At 69.9% G+C, this 19,944-nt stretch carries 17 protein-coding genes; 5 read left to right on the top strand and 12 right to left on the bottom strand.

Going from position 1 to position 19,944, the window contains the following annotated elements:
- Positions 1 to 3: 3 nt before the first annotated feature.
- The 6 genes from ITJ43_RS14020 to ITJ43_RS13995 all read right to left on the bottom strand — a co-directional run bounded on the left by ITJ43_RS14020 (position 4) and on the right by ITJ43_RS13995 (position 5,501).
- A complete protein-coding gene (locus ITJ43_RS14020; protein ID WP_194584464.1) occupies positions 4 to 1,011 on the bottom strand; it encodes a DUF1648 domain-containing protein in 1,008 nt (335 codons plus the stop codon).
- Positions 1,008 to 1,379 carry a GntR family transcriptional regulator gene (locus tag ITJ43_RS14015; RefSeq protein WP_194584463.1) on the bottom strand — a complete coding sequence of 124 codons (372 nt, stop codon included), beginning with the start codon at positions 1,377 to 1,379 and terminating at the stop codon, positions 1,008 to 1,010. The genes ITJ43_RS14020 and ITJ43_RS14015 overlap by 4 nt, the downstream gene beginning before the upstream one ends.
- A 70-nt stretch (positions 1,380 to 1,449) precedes the next feature.
- Positions 1,450 to 2,292 carry an SGNH/GDSL hydrolase family protein gene (locus ITJ43_RS14010; protein ID WP_416361081.1) on the bottom strand — a complete coding sequence of 281 codons (843 nt, stop codon included), beginning with the start codon at positions 2,290 to 2,292 and terminating at the stop codon, positions 1,450 to 1,452.
- Between the two features lie 59 nt (positions 2,293 to 2,351).
- Positions 2,352 to 3,638 (bottom strand): histidine--tRNA ligase, encoded by a 1,287-nt coding sequence (locus ITJ43_RS14005; protein ID WP_228495945.1) that lies wholly within the window; start codon positions 3,636 to 3,638, stop codon positions 2,352 to 2,354.
- 31 nt (positions 3,639 to 3,669) lie between these two features.
- Entirely contained in the window at positions 3,670 to 4,386 is a 717-nt protein-coding gene (locus ITJ43_RS14000) for a MazG family protein (RefSeq protein ID WP_194584461.1), read from the bottom strand.
- Complete coding sequence (locus ITJ43_RS13995) at positions 4,350 to 5,501, bottom strand: Na+/H+ antiporter NhaA (RefSeq protein ID WP_194584460.1); 1,152 nt, start codon at positions 5,499 to 5,501, stop codon at positions 4,350 to 4,352. The genes ITJ43_RS14000 and ITJ43_RS13995 overlap by 37 nt, the downstream gene beginning before the upstream one ends.
- Before the next feature lie 138 nt (positions 5,502 to 5,639).
- On the opposite strand from ITJ43_RS13995, the gene ITJ43_RS13990 reads away from it, so the two are divergent.
- On the top strand, positions 5,640 to 8,312 hold the full coding sequence (locus tag ITJ43_RS13990) for a phosphoenolpyruvate carboxylase (protein WP_194584459.1): 2,673 nt from the start codon (positions 5,640 to 5,642) through the stop codon (positions 8,310 to 8,312).
- Between the two features lie 26 nt (positions 8,313 to 8,338).
- Here ITJ43_RS13990 and ITJ43_RS13985 read toward each other — a convergent pair whose 3' ends face one another.
- Positions 8,339 to 8,938: a gamma carbonic anhydrase family protein gene (locus ITJ43_RS13985; RefSeq protein ID WP_194584458.1), complete on the bottom strand. Its 600-nt coding sequence runs from the start codon at positions 8,936 to 8,938 to the stop codon at positions 8,339 to 8,341.
- Between the two features lie 117 nt (positions 8,939 to 9,055).
- Between ITJ43_RS13985 and ITJ43_RS13980 the strand changes: the two genes are divergently transcribed.
- Positions 9,056 to 10,492 (top strand): basic amino acid/polyamine antiporter, encoded by a 1,437-nt coding sequence (locus tag ITJ43_RS13980; protein WP_194584457.1) that lies wholly within the window; start codon positions 9,056 to 9,058, stop codon positions 10,490 to 10,492.
- A 29-nt stretch (positions 10,493 to 10,521) separates the two neighbouring features.
- Here the strand turns inward: ITJ43_RS13980 and mfd are convergent, their stop codons facing one another.
- The gene (gene mfd, locus ITJ43_RS13975; protein WP_194584456.1) at positions 10,522 to 14,151 is read right to left on the bottom strand and encodes a transcription-repair coupling factor; all 3,630 of its coding nucleotides are present in this window, start codon (positions 14,149 to 14,151) and stop codon (positions 10,522 to 10,524) included.
- Between the two features lie 79 nt (positions 14,152 to 14,230).
- Here mfd and ITJ43_RS13970 point away from each other — a divergent pair, with 79 nt between their 5' ends.
- A complete protein-coding gene (locus ITJ43_RS13970; RefSeq protein WP_194584455.1) occupies positions 14,231 to 14,815 on the top strand; it encodes a hypothetical protein in 585 nt (194 codons plus the stop codon).
- Positions 14,816 to 14,840: 25 nt separating this feature from the next.
- Here the strand turns inward: ITJ43_RS13970 and pth are convergent, their stop codons facing one another.
- Positions 14,841 to 15,425 carry an aminoacyl-tRNA hydrolase gene (gene pth / locus ITJ43_RS13965; RefSeq protein ID WP_194584454.1) on the bottom strand — a complete coding sequence of 195 codons (585 nt, stop codon included), beginning with the start codon at positions 15,423 to 15,425 and terminating at the stop codon, positions 14,841 to 14,843.
- Between the two features lie 115 nt (positions 15,426 to 15,540).
- Positions 15,541 to 16,158 carry a 50S ribosomal protein L25/general stress protein Ctc gene (locus tag ITJ43_RS13960; RefSeq protein ID WP_194584453.1) on the bottom strand — a complete coding sequence of 206 codons (618 nt, stop codon included), beginning with the start codon at positions 16,156 to 16,158 and terminating at the stop codon, positions 15,541 to 15,543.
- Between the two features lie 277 nt (positions 16,159 to 16,435).
- Here ITJ43_RS13960 and ITJ43_RS15235 point away from each other — a divergent pair, with 277 nt between their 5' ends.
- Positions 16,436 to 16,558 (top strand): hypothetical protein, encoded by a 123-nt coding sequence (locus ITJ43_RS15235; protein WP_267238055.1) that lies wholly within the window; start codon positions 16,436 to 16,438, stop codon positions 16,556 to 16,558.
- Positions 16,559 to 16,586: 28 nt separating this feature from the next.
- Here ITJ43_RS15235 and ITJ43_RS13955 read toward each other — a convergent pair whose 3' ends face one another.
- A complete protein-coding gene (locus tag ITJ43_RS13955) occupies positions 16,587 to 17,102 on the bottom strand; it encodes a gluconokinase (RefSeq protein WP_228495918.1) in 516 nt (171 codons plus the stop codon).
- A gap of 130 nt (positions 17,103 to 17,232) precedes the next feature.
- Entirely contained in the window at positions 17,233 to 18,294 is a 1,062-nt protein-coding gene (locus ITJ43_RS13950; protein ID WP_194584452.1) for a D-2-hydroxyacid dehydrogenase, read from the bottom strand.
- A 154-nt stretch (positions 18,295 to 18,448) separates the two neighbouring features.
- On the opposite strand from ITJ43_RS13950, the gene gndA reads away from it, so the two are divergent.
- Positions 18,449 to 19,942 (top strand): NADP-dependent phosphogluconate dehydrogenase, encoded by a 1,494-nt coding sequence (gndA, locus tag ITJ43_RS13945; RefSeq protein WP_194584451.1) that lies wholly within the window; start codon positions 18,449 to 18,451, stop codon positions 19,940 to 19,942.
- Positions 19,943 to 19,944: the final 2 nt, after the last annotated feature.

The raw sequence follows: 19,944 nt of genomic DNA, 5'->3' as shown, positions 1-19,944 counted from the left end.
GGGTCAACGGTTGGGCTCGGTGCGCTCGCGCTCGGCTGACAGTAGGGCGGCGCCCGTCTCGGCATCGTCGACCGTAACCGTGAAGACCTTCCCGCCGACACGGTGGACGCGGATGCCGGGACCCGAGCGCATCACGACGCCGAAACCGCCGCCCGGCGCCCAGCGCAGACCCCACCCACCGAACTCGCCCATCGGACTCACGTCGACGACTTCGACACGTTCGATGTCGCTCAGCGGGATGTGGACGCGGGGAAAGCCGGCCGCGGATGCGACCGCGAGACCTGTGGCGTCCACCCGCACCTGAAAGACCACCGTCATCGCGATCGTGGCCACCATCAGCACCACAACAGCGAGGAGGATGGCCGTGACGGCGGCGTTGTCGCTCACGGCGATCGTGATGGCACTCACCGCGACGAGAAGCAGCAGGGCGCCGCCCAGCACGACCAGCCCTCCACGCGCGAGCCTGACCTGGCGTGCCCACACAGCGCGCTCGGTCGACCCGAGAGGGGGGTCCATCGTCGCTGTGCGGGTGGAGGGCGTGGAACGCTCGTCGGGCTGGAGCAACCAGCCGCCGAGCCCTGTGATGACCGCGAGAGCGCCGGCGAGGCCGAGGACGGGCACGATCGACGGGGCATCTGCTGCCGCCGAGATGCCCTGTTGAATGAGCACGGATCCGGTCGAAAGCGCGGCGAGGAAGACGGATGTCGCAGCCGCGATGGCGGCCAACAGGCGATAGACCGGCCCACGGTCGCCGCGGCGCAGTCCGACGACGGCGGATGCCGCCAGCAACCACGGCAGGCCGAGACCGACCCCAACGGTGAGCAGCAGCGTGAGCCATGCGGGTCCCCACCCATCCGCGGCACCCGACAGACCCCAGTGAATCGCGATCGGGTCGGGCAGCGAGGTCGCGGCCATCAGCTGGAGCGCAACCGCGACGCCGGTGGTCACCGCCGGCGCGATCACCGCGACCGCGACGAAGGAGGAGATCACACGAGGGGGCTGGGGGGTCATGAGGATACCTCCGGGGTCGGTTCGGCTGAGTGGCGGATCAGGGCGCCGAGCGCCTCGGCGCTCAGGCCGAGACGGCGGGCACGGGATGTGAGGGCAGCGATGTCGTCACGGAGCTGCGCGAGATCGGCAACAGCGGACGTCGCCACCGCGCCGCGTCCGCGGTGCATGTTCAGCAGTCCCTCGTCGCGCAACTGCTGGTACGCGTGCAGCACGGTGTGCAGGTTCACCTCGAGGGCAGCTGCCACCTCGCGCGCCGACGGCAAGCGGTCACCCGGGCGCAACCGACCGGCGGCGGCATCCGCGCGGACCGACGCGGCGATCTGCGCGAACAGCGGGACATCGCTCGACGGATCGGTGCGGATCAGCATGGCGCCTCCTCGCATCTATTCTATGACAACTAGAACAGATGTAGGTCGCCTCTCTCGACGCGGCGCCCCCTCACCGGCGGGGCGCCTCACCAGACACCGAGCCGTCGGCGAGAGCGGCGACGATCTCCGGAACGAGCGCGTCCGCCGTCCGCCGATAGCCGAGCGCGCTCGGGTGGAATCTGTCGAGACTGAACATGTCTTCGGGGTGGGCGATGAACATCGGGCCGACGGCGCGGCGGAGCGAGACGACACGCGCGCCGGCGCGCCGGGCGGCCGCCGCCTGCGCATGGGCGAGCTGGCGCGACGCCTGCGCTCCGAGACTGCGTAGCGGTTGGGGAACCGGGCGCAGCGCGCCGAGGTCGGGACACGTACCGACGACGACGGCGGTGCCGGCCGAGCGGAGCGCCCGTACCGCCACTTCGAGCTGCGCCGCCGCCGTCAACACCGGCGTGCGGTGCGTGACGTCGTTGCCCCCGACGATGATGACCGCGGCATCCGCGCGGTACCCCTCCGGAAGACGCTCGAGCTGGCCGGCCAGATCGACGGATTGAGCACCCACGACCGCAACCGTCCGCAGCTGCACCGGCCGCTGGAGAAACGCGGCGATGCCCTTGGCCAGGCGGGCGCCCAGCACGTCCTTCGGCCGCTCCGCGCCCAGCCCCGCGGCGATGGAGTCACCGACGACCAGCAGTTCGATCGGCTCACCGGGCAACTTGGCGCGCCAACGCCGATCTGCGTCGAGCGCGATCTCGCCGAGAGGCTTGCCGATGCGGCGGCGGGCGATCGCCGCCTGCCGCGTCAGCACACGGCGCGTGACCAACACGCTGGCGGCAACCGAGACGCCCACGGCGAGCACGACACCACGCGCCGCGACCAGGCGCGACCTGCGGCGAAGGCGTGAACGAGAGGACACGCTGACGATTGCACCGCTCGCGGGTAAACGGGCGGTGACGGAGCACGCCCCGGCGCCGCTCAGCTGAGCGGCTTGGTCTCGAGCGCGTCGCGCGGCTGGCCGGCCGCGACCGTTGCGAACGAGGTGTACCCGTCGGCGGCCGCGCGCTCGAGCAGCACCTTGAGGTTCTTCGTGCGCTGTTCCAGGCGCACGCGGGCGCCGTCGGCGACGAGAGCCGCCTTCAGAGCCACCAGCTCGCCGACCGGCACATCGCGATCGTGCACCAGCACCACGGCGGCTGCTCCGGCATCCGCTGCCGTCTCGAGCAGGTCGACGATGCGTTCGAAGCCGATGGAGAACCCTACGGCGGGAACGTCCTGGCCGAGGAACCGCCCGATCATGCCGTCGTAGCGCCCGCCGCCGCCGAGCGAGTATGCGACGCTCGGGTGCGCGAGCTCGAAGATCGTGCCCGTGTAGTACCCCATGCCGCGGACAAGGAACGGGTCGAACTCGAGCGGAGCGTCGACGCGATCGCCGCCGCCGATGCCGCGCGCCGCCGAGACAGCCGCCCCGATGGCCACCAGATCGGCGACGATGTCGTCAGGCGCACCCGCGGGCAACGCGGCGCGGATCTGCTGCTCCCCGAACGGTAGAACGTGGTCAGACTGCGGCCGCCGCAGGAACGCGTCGAACGCCTCGACGGCGCTGGCCGCGGCATCCCGGCCTCGGAGCTCGGCGATCACCCCGTCGGGGCCGACCTTGTCGAGCTTGTCGATCGTGATGAGCACGCCCGCTCGCTCCGACTCGGCAAAGCCGAAGTGCGCGAGCATCCAGTCCAACGCGCGACGGTCGTTGATGCGGAAGGTGGCGCCGACGAGCCCGAGCTCGTCGAGCGCGTCGAGGCTCGCGACGAGCAGTTCCGCCTCGGCCCGGCTCGTCGCGTCGCCGATGATGTCGATGTCGCACTGGACGAACTGGCGGTAACGCCCCTTCTGGGGGCGCTCCGCCCGCCAGACCGGCGCCATCTGGATCGAGCGGAAGACAGTGGGAAGCTCCGCGCGGTGAGTCGCGTAGAAGCGCGCCAGCGGAACGGTCAGGTCATAGCGCAGACCCAGATCGGCGAGCGCGTGGGCATCGACGCCGTCGGGCGCGTCGGCGGCGGCGCGGATCGCGTCGGCATCCAGTCCGCGCTTGAGCACGTTGAACGCGAGCTTCTCGTTGTCGCCGCCGATGCCCGCGTGCAGCCGGTCGTAGTCCTCGACGACGGGCGTCTCGATCTCGTCGAACCCGTGCGCGCGGTAGCGATCGCGGATGACGGCGAGCACACGCTCACGACGGGCCTTGTCGGCGGGGAGGAAGTCGCGCATGCCGCGCGGCGGGTTCACGGATGCCACGGTGTCATTCTTCCAGGTCACGCCCGCCGGCCTGCGCCTCTGCGGCGCGGATGTCGCCTTCCAGCCCGCGGATGGCGCCGCGCAGCGCGCGCTCGGCATCCCACCCGCGCTCCTGTGCCGCAGCGACCATTTCGAGCAGCGCCCGCCCCAGCTCCGCTTCGTCGCGCCACGCCCCGTCCCGCCCGACGGAAGGCACGGGGAGTCGGGCGGCACGGGCGAGAAGCTTCTGTGCGAGCGCCAGCGAGGGCATGTGCGGCGAGACGCCGTCGAGCACGGAACGCCGCTCGCGCTTCTCGGCCGCCTTGGCGGCGTTCCAGTGCACGAGAACCTCCTCGGGCGTGGTGGCCACGGCATCCGCGAACACGTGAGGATGGCGCCGCACCATCTTCTCGACCAGCGTGTCGGCGACGTCATCGATGCCGAAGGGATCATCAGGATCGTCTGCAGCCACGGCGGCGTGGAAGAGCACCTGCCACAGCAGATCACCCAGCTCCTCGCGAAGATCGTCACGCGTGCCGGCCTCGACAGCGTCGATCAGTTCGGCGGATTCCTCCACGAGGTAGGGCACGAGGTCGGCGTGCGTGATGCGCGCCGACCAGACACATCTCTCGCGCACCGCCGCCATGACGTCGGCGGCGCGCCGGAGGGCGTCGTCGGCGGAAGCCGCTGCGGAGTCGGTCGTGATCAGACGGTCGCCGGAGTGCGGCGTCGGTGATGCCATGCCCGCCACGATACGAGCATCCCGGCCGCCACGAGCGAGATCGCCGAGCCGGCGAGCACGCCGAGGGTCGCCTGATCCCGGATGCCGGGGGCGCCCGCGAAGGCGAGCTCGCTCAGCAGCAGCGAGACGGTGAAGCCGATGCCGCCGAGCGCGCCGGCGGCGAGGAGGTCGCCCACGGCGAGTCTGTCGGCGAGTGGCACGCGCAGAACCGCTTGAGCGAGCGTCCCGGCGAGCGCGATGCCGACGACCTTGCCGACAGGCAGAGCGAGAAGGACTCCCCAGAACGCGGGCGACAACTCCTCGACGGACACGGCGGGAATGACCACCAGTGCCGCGCACAGCGCGAACAGCGGCAGCACCACCGCGTTGACCCACGGCTCGATCGTGTGGCGCGTGCGCATCGCGGGGCGCTGCGCCATCACGAGCCCCAGCAACACCCCGGCGATCGTGGCGTGCACTCCGGACTCATGGACGGCGTACCAGGCGCCGATGGCCGAGACGGCGAGGCCGACGAGCGCGAACCGGCGCCACCGCGTGGCGAGCAGGCGGCTGCAGACGGCGAACACGACGACGAAGACCAGAGCGAGCAGCAGCATCCCGACATCGACGCCCGAGGTGAACAGAACGGCGATGAAGACGATGCCGACGATGTCGTCGAGGATCGCCAGGGCGAGAAGGAACACGCGCACCCCGGGCGGCAGCCCGCGCCCGAACACCGCCAGCACCCCGAGGGCGAAAGCGATATCCGTCGCCGTCGGGATGGGCCAGCCACCCGCGGTGGTCGGCGATCCGGCGACCGACAGGTACAGCGCGATCGGCACGAGCACGCCACCGGCGGCGGCGATCGCGGGCAGCACTGCTCGTCGCGGCGACGCGAGCTGCCCGCTCGTCAGCTCGAATCGCAGTTCCACGGCGGCGACGAAGAAGAACACCGCGAGCAGCCCGTCCGACACCCAGTGCCGCACCGACAGGTCCATGACCCCGGGGATGCCGACGTGCGCGTCGGCCACCGCGAAGGCGCCCGCGCTCAGCGGAGAGTTCGCCAGCGCCAGGCCGAGGGCGGCGGCGACGAGAAGCAGCACGGCGGGGAATCGGGCGGATCGCAACAGCGACATGGGCACTCCGGGGGTCGGTGGACGGCGATCGCCGACCAGACTTCCCGGCACACCATCACGCGCCCCTGCGGGGCTCCATGTGACGCCTGAATTCTACCCCGTGACAAATGTGAAACACCGTGCCATTAGCGTGGTCTCATGCGTGAACTCACCCGAACCGAAGCGATCGACATCGTCGGGCGCGATGAGGCCGAGAGCGAATTGCCCGAGCGTCTGCGCGCCGACGTGCGCATGCTGGGCGCTCTGCTGGGCCGCGTGCTCCGCGAGAGTGGTTCGCCGGGGCTCTATGAGGACGTCGAACGGCTGCGGGTCGCGACGATCGCCGCGTACACCGACGAGTCTCCCGAAGCCTTCGAACGTGCCGCTGCGATCGCCGAATCGTTCTCGGTCGAGCGCGCCGAAGAAGTCGCTCGTGCCTTCACGGTGTACTTCCACCTCGTCAACCTCGCCGAGGAGCATCAGCGTGTGCGCGTGCTGCGCGAGCGCGACGGTCGGCCCGAGCGCGAAGACGCCGCCGATTCCGTCGCAGCCGCATTCGTGCGTCTCGCCGCCGAGGTCGGCGACGACACGGCGCTGAAGCGCTTGCAGGACATGCGCTTCCACCCGGTGTTCACCGCGCACCCGACCGAGGCGCGTCGACGCGCGGTCTCCACCAGCATCCGACGCCTCGTGACGCTCCTGACCGAGCACGACGCCTCGCTGCAGGGCGGCGCCGGCGAGCGGCGCGCAGAGCGGCGGATGCTGGAGGAGATCGACACGCTGTGGCGCACGGCTCCCCTGCGCGCCGAGAAGCCGACCCCGGTCGACGAGGTGCGCGCCATCATGGCCGTCTTCGACGAGACCCTGTACACCGCGGTACCGCATGTCTACCGGCGGGTGGATGACGCACTCCAGGGCCCCGCCGCCGGCGGACGCGCGCCCGTCGTTCGCCCCTTCGTCCGCCTCGGCACCTGGGTCGGCGGCGATCGTGACGGCAACCCGTTCGTCACCGCGGCGGTGACGAAGAAGGCCGCGGCCATCGGCGCCGAGCACATCCTGCTGGGTCTGGAGCGTTCGGCGGTGCGCATCGCGAAGACGCTCACGCTGTCCGACGACACCACGCCGCCGAATGCGGAACTCCTCGCGCTGCTGCAGCGTCTGGCGGATGCCGATGAGGACGGCGCCGCCGACGCGGCCAAGCGCGCCAAGGTCGAGCCGCACAAGCGCGCCGTACTGCTGATCGCTCGCCGCATCACCGCCACACGCAAACGCGACGCCGATCTCGCCTACCGCGACCCCGACGTGCTGCTGGCCGATCTGCAGACCGTACAGCGCTCGCTCGTCGAGGCCGGCGCACCCCGTCAGGCCTATGGACACCTGCAGCAGCTGCTGTGGCAGGTGGAGACATTCGGCTTCCACCTCGCCGAGCTCGAGGTGCGTCAGCACTCGGCCGTGCACGCGAAGGTGCTCGCCGAAGCGGCCAGCGGCGAGCCGCTGAGCCCGCAGGCCGAAGAAGTGCTCGAGGTGTTCCGCACCATCGCGCAGATCCAGCACCGTTACGGACCGCGCGCCGCGGGCCGGTACATCGTCTCGTTCACCACGTCGGCACGCGATCTGGCGGCCGTCCACGAACTGGCGCGCCTCGCCGTCGGCCCGAGCGGCACGCCGCCGGTGCTCGACGTCATCCCGCTGTTCGAGACCTTCGCCGACCTGCAGGCTGCCCCCGGCATCATGGCCGAGATCGTCGAGCACCCGCAGTTCGCCGCACGCCTGGAGGCGACCGGCCGGCGCCTGGAGGTCATGCTCGGCTACTCCGACTCCTCGAAGGATGTCGGCCCGGTCGCGGCGAATCTCGCCCTCTACGAAGCCCAGGCGAAGATCGCCGCGTGGGCGAAGGACAGCGGCATCCAGCTCACTCTCTTCCACGGCCGCGGCGGCGCCCTCGGACGTGGGGGCGGGCCGGCCAACTCCGCGATCCTCGCGCAGCCGCCGCACTCCGTCGACGGCCGCTTCAAACTCACCGAGCAGGGCGAAGTGATCTTCGCGCGCTACGGCGATCCGAACATCGCGATGCGGCACATCGACCAGGTCGCCGCCGCAGTCCTGCTGGCCTCCGCGCCGTCGATCGAGACCCGCAACAGTGCCGCCGCCGAGCGGTACGCCGACGTCGCGGCGACAATGGATGCCGCCTCGCGCGAGCGCTTCTTCTCCCTCGTGAAGGCACCCGGCTTCGCCTCGTGGTTCGCCACGGTCACCCCGATGGAGGAGATCGGCCTGCTGGCCCTCGGCTCGCGGCCGGCGCGACGCGGCCTGTCGGTCGAGTCGCTCGAAGATCTCCGGGCGATCCCGTGGGTGTTCGCGTGGTCGCAGGCCCGCATCAACCTCGCCGGCTGGTTCGGTCTGGGGTCGGCGCTGGAGGCCGTCGGCGACGTCGAGCTGCTGCGCCGCGCCTACGCCGAGTGGCCGCTGTTTCGCACGGTCATCGACAACGTCGGCATGAGCCTCGCCAAGGCGGACGGGCGCATCGCACGTCGCTACCTCGACCTGGGCGATCGGAGCGACCTCGCCGACCTCGTCGTCGACGAGTTGCAGCTGACCGGCGACTGGGTCGTACGCATCGTCGGCGGCGACGAACTGCTGTCGAACAAGCCGGTGCTGCAGCGGGCCGTCAAGATGCGCAGCCCCTACGTCGATGCCCTGTCACTGTTGCAGCTGCGTGCGCTGCGCACGCTCCGCACGGGCGACCACGACGACGCCGAACTTCCGCACTGGCAGCGCCTGCTGCTGCTCAGCGTGTCCGGCGTCTCGGCCGGACTGCAGAACACCGGGTGAGTGCCGCGTCGGCGGCCGCCGCGGGCTCAGTCCACGCGGCGGTCGTCGGCGTGACGCGCCAACGCCGCGGCATAGCGCTCGGTGAGCTGGATCATCAAGTCGGGTGTCTCCCGGTCAAGGCCGAACACGAACCCCGGGAAGTCGAGTTCTTTCTGCAGCGCCCAGATCTCCTCGTGACGGTCGGGCGAGAGCAGCTGCGCGGGGTCGCCCACGGCCACCCAGCCGATCGGCACCACGGCATCCGGCGCCAGCACGGTGCGCACGTGCACGATCGCGCCGATGCGCACCTCCGCACGATCGCCGATGCGCGCGCCATTGAACACGCGGATGCCCGTGGCGAGAAACACCTCGTCGCCGATCGTGGCGCCGGAGATGCTCGCGGTCGGACCTACCAGCACGTGCGAGCCGATGTGCACCGCGTGCGCCGCACTGGCGCGGATGAGCGCGTTCTCCATGACGATGACGTGGGAGCCGAGCGTGATGGGCCCGCCCTCGGCGGTCACCACCGCCCCGTGCAGCACCTGGCATCCTGCGCCGATCTCCACGTCGCCGGAAATGACGGCGGTCGGTGAGACGACGGCGTCGGGGTGGATGCGGGGCCGAGCCCCGAGGTGTTCGAACTGCATGATCGACCTCCCGCCCCCACAGTAGAGGCGCGCGCGCCACGGCGTCGAGCGCCTCCCGTGTCGCCGTTAGGGTAGGACAGGCCGCGCCGCCCGGGTCTGCGGCCGGAGAGTTCCGCTGTGTCACACCCCGCCCCCCGGTCGGAAACCGCCCCCACGACCGTCTCCACCCTCACCCTGTCGACGTTCGTCGTCGGGTCGATGGTCGGAGCGGGCGTCTTCTCCTTGCCGGGCACCTTCTCCACACAAACGGGCGTGATCGGCGCGCTGGTCGCCTGGGCACTTGCCGGTACCGGCATGTTCCTGCTGGCGCTCGTGTTCCAGCGACTGGCCGCACGACGGCCCGACCTCGACGCCGGTGTGTACTCCTACGCCCGCGCCGGCTTCGGTCGGTACCTCGGCTTCCTCTCGGCCTTCGGCTACTGGGCGAGCGCCTGCGCCGGCAACGTCTTCTACTGGGTGTTCATCATGTCGACCGTGGGTGCCGTGTTCCCGGGCGTGCAGGGCGGCGACACCCCTCTGGCCGTCCTGCTGTCGTCGGTGGGCCTCTGGGTGTTCTTCCTGCTCGTGCGCCACGGCACGCGGGAAGCAGCCGCCATCAATCGTGTCGTGAGCGTCGCGAAGGTGCTGCCGATCGTCGTGTTCGTGCTGCTCTGTCTCTTCGCGTTCGACCCGGCGGTGTTCGCGGCCAACCTCAGCGGCCCTGCGGATGCCGCTCTCTACGACCAGGTGCGCGGGACGCTCCTCGTCACCGTCTTCGCCTTCATCGGCGTCGAGGGGGCAAGCGCGTACTCGCGGCACGCGCGGCGGCGCCGTGACGTCGGGCGGGCAACGGTGCTCGGTTTCGTGAGCGTGTTGGCGATTTTCATGTCGGTGACGATCGTGTCGTTCGGCATCCTTCCGCGCGAGCGCATCGCCCAGCTGGACCAGCCCTCGATGGCCGGGGTGCTCGCCGAGGTCGTGGGTCCGTGGGGAGCGGCGTTCGTCGGCATCTCACTCATCGTCGCGGTTCTGGGCGCCTACCTGTCGTGGACGCTCATGGCCGCAGAGGTGCTCCTGGTCGCCGCGCGCGACGGCGACCTCCCTCCTGTCTTCGCCCGCACCAACGACAAGGACGTGCCGGTCGGCGCGCTCACGATGTCGACGCTGCTCGTGCAGGTGCTGCTCGTGGTCGTCCTCTTCTCCACCAATGCGTTCAACGTCGCCCTCAGTCTCACGAGCGCCTTCGCCCTGATTCCCTACGTGCTGACCGCCGGCTACGGCGTGCGGGTCGCCGTCGCCGATGTGCGGTCGACGCGGCGTGCCCGCGCGATCGCCGCACTCGTCGTCGCGGTCTGTGCCACCGGATACACACTGTTCCTGCTCGCCGCGGCCGGGGGCGAGTACGTCCTGCTGGCCATGCTGGTGCTCGTTCCGGGGACGCTCCTGTTCGTCGTCGCCCGCCGCCGCCGCGCACCGCGGGTGTTCACCGGTGCGGAGTGGATCGTCTTCGGCGCGGCGGTCGCGGCAGCCATCGCCGCGATCGTCATGCTCGCCGTCGGCGCGATCGAGATCTGACCCGACCCTGCGGCGGCGACGCACCGGCTTCAGGCGTCGACGGCCTCGGCCACCGGCAGCGGATACAGCTGGTCGATCAGCTGACGCACCCACGCCAGCAGGTCGGCGTCGGCCAGCGGCTCTCCCCCGGCGTTCGGCAGGGGGACGACCATCGCCTCGCCGCCCGCCAGCACCTTCGATTTCGGATACAGCCGCTGCAACCGCACACGCAGCGAGTCGGATGCCGGGGCCGGCACGACCCGAAGATTGGGCCCCATGGCCACGACATCCGACAGCCCCGCGGCGGCGGCGCGGCGGCGCAGACGCGCCACGGCGATCAGCCCGTCGACCTCGCGCGGGGGCGTGCCGTAACGGTCGGTGAGCTCTTCGACGACGAGATCGATCGGATCGGCATGGGCACCCGCCTCGCCCCCGCCGCGCGTGCGCGCATCGGGCGACGCCGCCGCCGACAGCTTCTGGTACGCCTCGAGGCGCAGGCGTTCGCTGTCGATGTAGCTCTCGGGCAGGCGGGCATCGATGGGCAGCTCGAGCCGCAACTCTGTCGGCCCTTCCACCTCGTCGCCGCGGAACGTCGCGACCGCCTCGCCGATCATGCGGAGATAGAGGTCGAAGCCCACCCCGGCGATGTGCCCGGCCTGCTCAGCCCCGAGGAGGTTTCCGGCGCCACGCAACTCGAGGTCTTTGAGCGCGACCTGCATGCCGCTGCCGAGATCGTTGTTCACGGCGATGGTCTCGAGGCGATCGGCGGCCGTCTCGGACAGCGGCTTCATCTCGTCGTAGAGGAAGTAGGCATACGCACGTTCGCGCCCGCGGCCGACGCGACCGCGCAGCTGATGAAGCTGACTGAGACCGTACTTGTCGGCGCGGTCGATGACGATCGTGTTGGCGTTGGAGATGTCGAGCCCGGTCTCGATGATCGTCGTCGAGACGAGGACATCGAACTTGCGCTCCCAGAATCCGTCGACGACTTCTTCGAGCGCGTGCTCGCCCATCTGGCCGTGCGCGACGGCGATGCGCGCCTCCGGAACGAGCTCCGCGAGGTCGGCCGCGACGCGCTGGATCGACTGCACGCGATTGTGCACGTAGAAGACCTGGCCTTCGCGCAGCAGCTCACGGCGGATCGCGGCCGCGATCTGCTTGTCGCTGCGGGGACCGACGTACGAGAGGATCGGATGCCGGTCTTCCGGGGGCGTCTGCAACGTCGACATCTCACGGATGCCGGTCACCGCCATCTCGAGCGTGCGCGGGATGGGCGTGGCACTCATAGCGAGGATATCGACGTTGGTCTTCAGCTTCTTGAGCGCGTCCTTGTGCTCGACCCCGAACCGCTGCTCCTCATCGATGATCATGAGGCCCAGGTCTTTGAAGATCACCTTCTCGGTGAGGATGCGGTGGGTGCCGATCACCATGTCGATGCTGCCTTCGGTGAGGCCGGCGAGGATCTCGCGCGCTTCCTTGTCGCTCTGGAAGCGCGAGAGGGCGCGCACCTTGACGGGAAAGCCTGCGAAGCGTTCGGCGAAGGTGTCGAGGTGCTGCTTGACGAGCAGGGTCGTGGGCACGAGCATCGCGACCTGCTTGCCATCCTGGATCGCCTTGAAGGCGGCGCGCACGGCGACCTCTGTCTTGCCGAAGCCGACGTCGCCCGACAGGAGTCTGTCCATCGGGATCGGGCGCTCCATGTCGGCCTTGATCTCCTCGATCGTCTGCAACTGATCGGGAGTCTCCGCGAACGGGAAGGCCTCTTCGAGCTCGCGCTGCCACGGCGTGTCGGGGCCGAACGCATATCCCTTCGCGGCCATCCGTGCCGAATAGAGCTTCACGAGCTCGACGGCGATGTCGCGCACTGCCTTGCGGGCCTTGCCCTTCGCGGCCGCCCAGTCGCTGCCGCCCATCTTCGACAGCGTCGGCGCCTCACCGCCGACGTACTTGCTCAGCAGGTCGAGCTGATCGGTCGGAACGAAGAGCTTGTCGCCGGGGTGTCCACGCTTGGAGGGCGCGTACTCGAGCACGAGGTACTCGCGAGTGGTCTTCACGGGGTTGCGACCGCCGCTGGACACCTCGCGTTGCACGAGTTCGACGAACCGGCCGATGCCGTGCGTGGAGTGCACGACCACATCGCCCGCTTTCAGCTGCAGGGGGTCAACGACATTGCGACGCCGCGAAGCAAGCTTCTTGACGACACGACTGTCCGCACCGATCGTGCGTCCGTAGAACTCGGCCTCGGTGAGCACCGCAAGCCGTGCGTCGGGCTGCTCGAACCCGCCCTCGAGCGTGGCGATGACGGCGACGGCCACCCCCGGCTCGGGAATGTCGACGAGAGTTTCGGCGCTCCGGGCGGCGATGCCCTGTTCGGAGAGCACGTCGCGCGCGCGCTCGACGAGCCCCGCGCCGGACGCTGCGATCACGACACGCCATCCGTCGGCGAGCAGTTCGCCGACGTGCGCGGTCGCACCGTCGACGTTGCCCTGGAACGAGGGCACCGACGATGCCGGGACGCGCACGACGTCCGAGCGACTGTCGACGCCCACGGCGCGCAGATCGGCGGCGGCATCGGCCTCGCCCGAGTCGAAGCCGCTCATCGTCCACCAGACGCCGCCGCGTGAGGCCGTGGCCGCGCGCAACTCGGGAAGGGTGAGGAAGTCGCCCGATCCGAGGTCGACCGGAGTGTCAGCCCCGGCGACCGCGGCGCTCCAGGCTGCCTCGAGGAACTCGCGGTTCGTCTCACCCAGCGTCATCGCGCGCCCGACGGCGCGCTCGGGATCGACGAGGGCGACGGCCACACCGCGAGGCAGGTAGTCGACCAGGGGCACGACGGCGTCGGCGACGGCGGGAAGGAGCGACTCCATACCCTCCACCGGGATGCCCTCGCCCATCTTCTCGAGCATGCCGCGCAACCCCGGGAACCGCGGCTGCAATGCCAGCGCGCGTTCGCGAACGGCCGGCGTCAGCAGCAGCTCGCGACTGGGCAGCAGGGTGATGCCGGCGACCTCGCCGGGCAGCGACCGCTGGTCGGCCACCGAGAACGCGCGGATCTGATCGACCTCGTCGCCGAAGAACTCGATCCGATAGGGATGATCGGCCACGGGCGGGAAGACGTCGAGGATGCCGCCGCGCACCGCGAACTCGCCACGACGAGAGACCATGTCGACGCGGTGGTAGGCAAGTTCGACGAGCCGGCGAGTGACGCCGTCGAGGTCGTATCCACGACCGCCGGCCGACAGCTCGACCACACCGGCCTCGGTGAGTCCCGCCGCGATCGGCTGCAGCGCGCTGCGCACCGACGACGTGACGATGAGGGGATGAGTGCCGTCCCACTGCTGTACCGCACGCAGCACAGCGAGGCGTCGCCCCACGGTCTCGGGTGAGGGACTGAGACGCTCGTGTGGAAGGGTCTCCCACGCCGGAAAGTGCAGCACGACGGCATCCGGCACGACACTCGCCAGCGCCGCGCCGATCGCCTCCGCGCGGCGGCCGGTGGGCGCTACGGCCAGGAGAGCGGCCGGGCGCTCAGATGCGCGGCGCCGCTCCACGAGGGCGGCGAGCATGGGCGCACCGAGTCCGGTGACGAGGGAGAAGTCGGTGTCGACGAGGGCTGCATCGACCGCTTCGCGGACCGTGTCCGCCTGGAGGAGGGCGCGAACGATCCCGGAAACTGTCACCGCAGAAGTCTACGGCGCCCCGGCGACATCGCTCGCGGGTCTGCCCCGGCGACGAAGCGGCACTGCCTAGGATGAGCACGTGAGCGAGAACCCTCAGGAAGCGCCCGCCTCAGCCCCCGTGGCGCCGGCGGCGCCGATGCCACCCGCATCGGGGGGCGCGTACGTGCAGACGACGCCGGGCGCACCGCCCGTGTACGTCGCGGTCGACCCGAACCCGCCGACACCCGCGGCTCACACCGCGCTGTACGGCCCGACCGGCACCTCGCGGATGCTCGGCGTGAGCGCACTCATCGTGGCACTCGTGGGAGTCATCGCCGCGACGCTCCTCACCTCGATCACCGGTTTCGAGGCCGCTCGCGGCGCCGTCGCGCATGCCGGTCTGAACTCGACGTATTCGCTCGAACATCTGTCAGACGATGAGGCGCTGGCGCTTCTGAGTCCCGTCCGCGGCCTGGTGCTGTGGGCGGAGATCGGGTTCTGGGCGGGCGCACTGCTCGGGATCTGGGCGATCGTGCAGGGCATCGTCGCGACCGCCACCCGGCGTGGCCGCGGCCCCGGCGTCGGCGCCATCGTCCTCGCGGCGGTCGGTCCGATCGTCTACGGCGTCGCCGTCACCATCGCCGTGCTTGCTGGCATGGCGGTTGGTATGCAGACCTATTCCTGATCTGCCCGTGACCGGAAGGCTCCGCTCACGCGCGCGGAGCGTGGTGTTTCTGCTGCGCGGCGAGCAGCCCCTCCTCGACGAGGAGTTCGACCGCGTCCGCAGCATCCGAGATCAGAATCGGAAGCTGCGTGCGCTCGGCGCTCGAAAAGGGATCGAGCACCCAGTCCGCCGGGTCTTGACGGCCGGGCGGGCGTCCGATCCCCACACGAACGCGCGGGAAGTCGGCCGTGCCGAGAGCCTTGGCGACATCGCGGATGCCGTTGTGCCCGCCATGACCGCCACCGGTCTTCAGCTTGATGGTGTCGAAGGGGATGTCGAGTTCGTCGTGCACCAGAACGATGCGCTCGGGCACCACGTCATAGAAGCGGGCCAGCCGGGAGACGGGACCCCCGGAGACGTTCATGTACGAGTTGGGCGCGGCGAGCACCAGCTTCGACCCGCCCGGGCGCACCCACGTCTCGGCGACGCGGGCGCCTGCCTTGTGCGCACGCAGCGTCTCAGAGCGCCGTGCGGCGAGTTCAGCGATCACCATCTGACCCACATTGTGACGGGTGCTCTCGTACCGCGTGCCCGGGTTGCCGAGTCCGACCACCAGCCACGTCTGCGCCATACTCTCATCCTCTGTGTTCGACGGAGAACCGTCGAGCTCGTTGTGCTCTGTCGACGACGAAGCCCGCTTCCTCGTCTGGCGTGAAAGCGGGCTCCGCTGCGATGTGGTGAGGAGATTACTCCGCGGCCTCTTCAGACTGCCCCTCGGCGACGGCCTCGTCAGCGGCCTCGATCTCGTCGGCGTCCGACGAGGAGGGAACCGAGATGGCCACGATGAGCGTCTCGGGGTCGGTGACCAGCGACGCGCCCTTCGGGAGCTTCAGATCGGCGGCAGTGATGTGGGTGCCATCCTCGAGACCGTCGACGTCGACCTCGACGTTGTTGGGGATGTGGGTGGCCTCGACCTCGAGCGACACGGTCGTGTTGTCGAGGTTGACGATGGTGCCGGCGAAGGGCTCGCCCACGACGACGATGGGAATGTCGACCTGGACCTTCTCGCCCTTCTTCACGACGAGGAGGTCGATGTGCTCGATGATCTGGTGCACGGGGTCCTTCTGCACATCCTTGACCAGCGTGAGCTGGTGCGCACCGGCGACATCGAGCTCGAGCACCGCGTTGGCGCGGCGGATGAGCAGCGCGACCTGGTGCCCCGGAAGCGCGACGTGGACCGGCTCGGCGCCGTGGCCGTAGATCACGGCGGGAATCTTGCCGGCGGCGCGCAGGCGGCGCGCGAAGCCTTTGCCGAAGTTCTCGCGAAGCTCGGCGACGACCTTGGTGTCAGTCTCGGTGGACATGAGGGGTTCTCCTTGTGGGCTCAGGCGCCCTGATCTGGGTCTGGGTCTCGACTCGAACGTCTGCACGTGAGGAGAGCCCGCCCGGACTGTCGCCCGAGCCGCATGGGCCCGCATCACCGCGTCGATCACGGATGCCGTCGCTTTCGCGCCGCATCCCTCGCCGAGGGAAGACACCAGTCTACCAGCGCCCCCGCTACGATGAAGACGATGCCCGAAACGGGCGTCCGCGGCGGCGCCTCCGGCGTCCGCGCGCTCGAGCGTCACCCCGGGAGAAACCATGGACTACGGCTGGATGTCACACGCGTTGCTGTGGATCGTCGGGCTGATGTCGGTGTGCGCGACGGTCGGCGTGGTCGGCGCGATCTGGTCGCTGGGCCGCTCGGGCTACCGCAAGGACTGACCGATCGCTGCGCGGCAGATTCCGCGCCTCATCGCCCTTCGATGAGCTCGACGATCCGATCGACCACCGATTGCAGGTCGGCATCGTTGGCGACCCGGAAGCCGGCTTCGTCTTGGGCGAGCGGTTCGAGGGTCGCCAGTTGAGAGTCCAGCAGCGCGGTCGGCATGAAATGCTCGCGGCGCGACATGCGTCGGCGAAGGTCCGGCGCATCGACGACCAGTTCGACGAACGCGACACCGGCGCCGGCCGCGCGGATGCGATCGCGATAGGCGCGGCGCAGCGCCGAGCACGCGATGACGATCGACGAGTGCTCACGGGCGAGCGTTGCGCCCACGATGTCGAGCCAGGGTTCACGATCGGCGTCGGACAGTGGCGCACCGGCGCGCATCTTGGCGATGTTGGATGCCGGGTGCAGGTCATCCCCGTCCACGAACCGCGCGCCGAGGCGTGCAGCGAGCGCCGCACCCACCAGCGACTTTCCGGAACCACTCGGCCCCATCACGACGATGCGCACGAGCGGCTTCGGGCCGCGCCTCCATCTCATCCGTCGCACTCCCTCATTCGATACGATCCGCGGCATGACCACTGTCGGTGAGCGCTCCGGCATCGTCACGAGGATAGCTCCGCCCGTGGCGCGTGCGCGTCAGCCGACGGAGGTGTCGCACGCCGACGCGTCAGTAGAACTCGACGGTGTCGACGACCGCCCGCATCGGCTCACCGTCCAGCAGGCGCGTCGCGTCGGCGGCGAAACGTCGCGCGATCCGCTCCTCTTCACGGGAACTGAGCGCGGCGGTGTGGGGGCTGACGAGCACCTTCGGATGTGTCCACAGCGGCGAGGTATGCGGCAGCGGCTCCTCTTCGAATACGTCGAGTGCGGCGAAGGCGACCGTGCCGTCGTCGAGTGCCGACACCAGGGCGCGTTCGTCGATGACCGAGCCCCGCCCGACGCTGACCAGGATCAGGCCCGGACGCGCGGCGGCAAAGAGGCGGGCGTCGATGAGGTGGTGCGTCTGAGCGGTACTGGGAAGTGTCACCACGACCGCATCGGCTTCGGCGATGGCCGTGTCGAGCTCGTCGACGGGCACCAGCCGGTCGACGCCCTCCACCGGCTCCCCCGAACGCGTCGTGCCCCACACCCGAGCACCCAGCGCGTGGAAGCGGCTCGCGCACGCCGCGCCGATGCCGCCGAGCCCGACGATGAGCACCGTCATCTCGTCGAGCTGGCTCATCTCCCACCGATCCGGCCACACCCGTTTCTGCTGGTCATCATGGAGGCGCGGCAGGTTCTTCGCGCCGGCCAGCACACCGAACACGGCGAACTCCGCGAGGGGAGCGCCGTGCACTCCGGCGCTGGTCGTGAATGTGATCCGTCGCAGCACTTCTGCGGGAAGCTGGGCGGCTCCTATTTGGGCGCCGCCGCCCGCCGCCATCGTCATCACCCACCGCAGACGGGGATTCGCCTCCGCCGTCCGCGCGAGAGCCGCCGGGGACGCGTCGGGGATGCCGAATAGCGCGTCGGCGGCATCGAGCATCTCCTCGAAGCGCGCGTGCTGCGCCGGTGTGCGTACGAAAGCCGGATCGCCCGACCAATCGGCGGGCCAGCGCATCGGCGCCAGGAGTTCGTGATCGCGGACGACCTCCAGTCGCGGCTCGAGCTGCTCGATGAGCCGGCACAGCTGCTCGGGGAGCGGAACAGCGACGGCGACGCGCAGAGACGACGGTGAGTTCTCCGACATAGGTGCTTCCTTCACCGAGGGGCAAACGACGGGCATCACCTTAGCCGCCTGCGGCACGAGTCCACACCGTGGGCACGGCTGAGACGCAGCGCCAGGGGCGTTGTGGGCGGACTACGCTGATCAGTGACCCCGACTGATCCCTGAGGAGTTCGACGTGCCCGAACAGTCCGCTGCAGAGTCCACCACCCCCGTGTCGCCCACGGCCAACATCGGAGTCGTCGGGCTCGCGGTGATGGGCTCGAACCTCGCCCGCAACCTCGCGTCCCGCGAGGGCAACACCGTGGCAGTGTTCAACCGCTCCCGCTCCAAGACGGACGAGTTGGTCGCCGAACACCCCGAAGCCGGATTCGTTCCGGCATTCTCGTACGAAGAGTTCGCCGCCAGCCTGCAGAAGCCGCGCACCGCGCTGATCATGGTGAAAGCGGGCGGTCCCACCGACGCGGTCATCGACGAACTCATGAACGTCTTCGAGCCGGGCGACATCATCATCGACGGCGGCAACTCGCTGTTCACCGACACCATCCGCCGGGAGAAGGCCGTCCGCGAACGCGGATTCAACTTCGTCGGCATGGGCGTGTCGGGCGGCGAAGAAGGCGCGCTGCTCGGCCCTTCGCTCATGCCCGGTGGCCCCGATGAGGCGTGGGTCACGCTGGGACCGATTCTCCGGTCGATCGCCGCGGTCGCCGAAGGCGAGCCGTGCGTCACGCACATCGGTCACGACGGGGCCGGCCACTTCGTGAAGATGGTGCACAACGGCATCGAGTACGCCGACATGCAGCTCATCGCCGAGGCGTATGACCTCATCCGCCGCGCCACCGGAAAGTCGCCGGCGGAGATCGCCGACGTGTTCGCTCAGTGGAACACCGGCGAGCTGGAGAGCTATCTCATCGAGATCACCGCCGAGGTGCTGCGCCAAGTGGATGCCGAGACGGACACGCCGCTCGTCGACGTCATCCTCGACCAGGCCGGCGCGAAGGGCACCGGCGGCTGGACCGTGCAGACGGCGATCGATCTCGGCGTGCCCGTGTCGGGGATCGCCGAGGCCGTCTTCGCACGATCGCTGTCGAGCCACCCCGAGCAGCGCTCGATCTCCGGAGACCTGCCCGGCCCCGATGAGAGCGCCGGCGCGCACCTGACCGGAGCCGACGCCGACGCCTTCATCGAGCAGGTGCGCCTCGCTCTCTACGCGTCGAAGATCGTCGCCTACTCGCAGGGCTTCGATGAGATCCGTGCTGGCGCCGCCCAGTACAACTGGTCGATCGATCTCGGAGCCGTGAGCAAGATCTGGCGCGCCGGCTGCATCATCCGCGCCCAGTTCCTGAACCGCATCGCCGACGCCTATGCGGCTGAGCCCGACCTCGCCGTGTTGCTGACCGCGCCGTACTTCGTCGACGCCCTCACACGCGCGCAGGACGCCTGGCGCAACATCGTCGCCCTGGCCGCCGCTACCGGCATCCCCGCTCCGGCCTTCTCGTCGTCGCTGGCCTACTACGACGGGCTCCGCGCGCGTCGTCTGCCGGCCGCCCTCATCCAGGGTCAGCGCGATTTCTTCGGGGCGCACACCTACAAGCGCATCGACAAGCCGGGCACCTTCCACACGCTGTGGTCGGCCGACCGCACCGAGATCGAGGCCGAAGACACCCACTGACG

The sequence above is a fragment of the Microbacterium sp. VKM Ac-2870 genome, from assembly GCF_015350795.1.
Lineage (GTDB): Bacteria > Actinomycetota > Actinomycetes > Actinomycetales > Microbacteriaceae > Microbacterium.
This window is presented reverse-complemented; position numbering and strand designations above follow the sequence as displayed.

Coding starts and splice junctions, on each gene's coding strand:
- ITJ43_RS14020 (WP_194584464.1), bottom strand. CDS start 1,011: ATGACCCCCCAGCCCCCTCGTGTGATCTCCTCCTTCGTCGCGGTCGCG.
- ITJ43_RS14015 (WP_194584463.1), bottom strand. CDS start 1,379: ATGCTGATCCGCACCGATCCGTCGAGCGATGTCCCGCTGTTCGCGCAG.
- ITJ43_RS14005 (WP_228495945.1), bottom strand. CDS start 3,638: ATGCGCGACTTCCTCCCCGCCGACAAGGCCCGTCGTGAGCGTGTGCTC.
- ITJ43_RS14000 (WP_194584461.1), bottom strand. CDS start 4,386: ATGGCATCACCGACGCCGCACTCCGGCGACCGTCTGATCACGACCGAC.
- ITJ43_RS13995 (WP_194584460.1), bottom strand. CDS start 5,501: ATGTCGCTGTTGCGATCCGCCCGATTCCCCGCCGTGCTGCTTCTCGTC.
- ITJ43_RS13990 (WP_194584459.1), top strand. CDS start 5,640: ATGCGTGAACTCACCCGAACCGAAGCGATCGACATCGTCGGGCGCGAT.
- ITJ43_RS13985 (WP_194584458.1), bottom strand. CDS start 8,938: ATGCAGTTCGAACACCTCGGGGCTCGGCCCCGCATCCACCCCGACGCC.
- pth (WP_194584454.1), bottom strand. CDS start 15,425: ATGGCGCAGACGTGGCTGGTGGTCGGACTCGGCAACCCGGGCACGCGG.
- ITJ43_RS13960 (WP_194584453.1), bottom strand. CDS start 16,158: ATGTCCACCGAGACTGACACCAAGGTCGTCGCCGAGCTTCGCGAGAAC.
- ITJ43_RS15235 (WP_267238055.1), top strand. CDS start 16,436: ATGGACTACGGCTGGATGTCACACGCGTTGCTGTGGATCGTCGGGCTG.
- ITJ43_RS13955 (WP_228495918.1), bottom strand. CDS start 17,102: ATGAGATGGAGGCGCGGCCCGAAGCCGCTCGTGCGCATCGTCGTGATG.
- ITJ43_RS13950 (WP_194584452.1), bottom strand. CDS start 18,294: ATGTCGGAGAACTCACCGTCGTCTCTGCGCGTCGCCGTCGCTGTTCCG.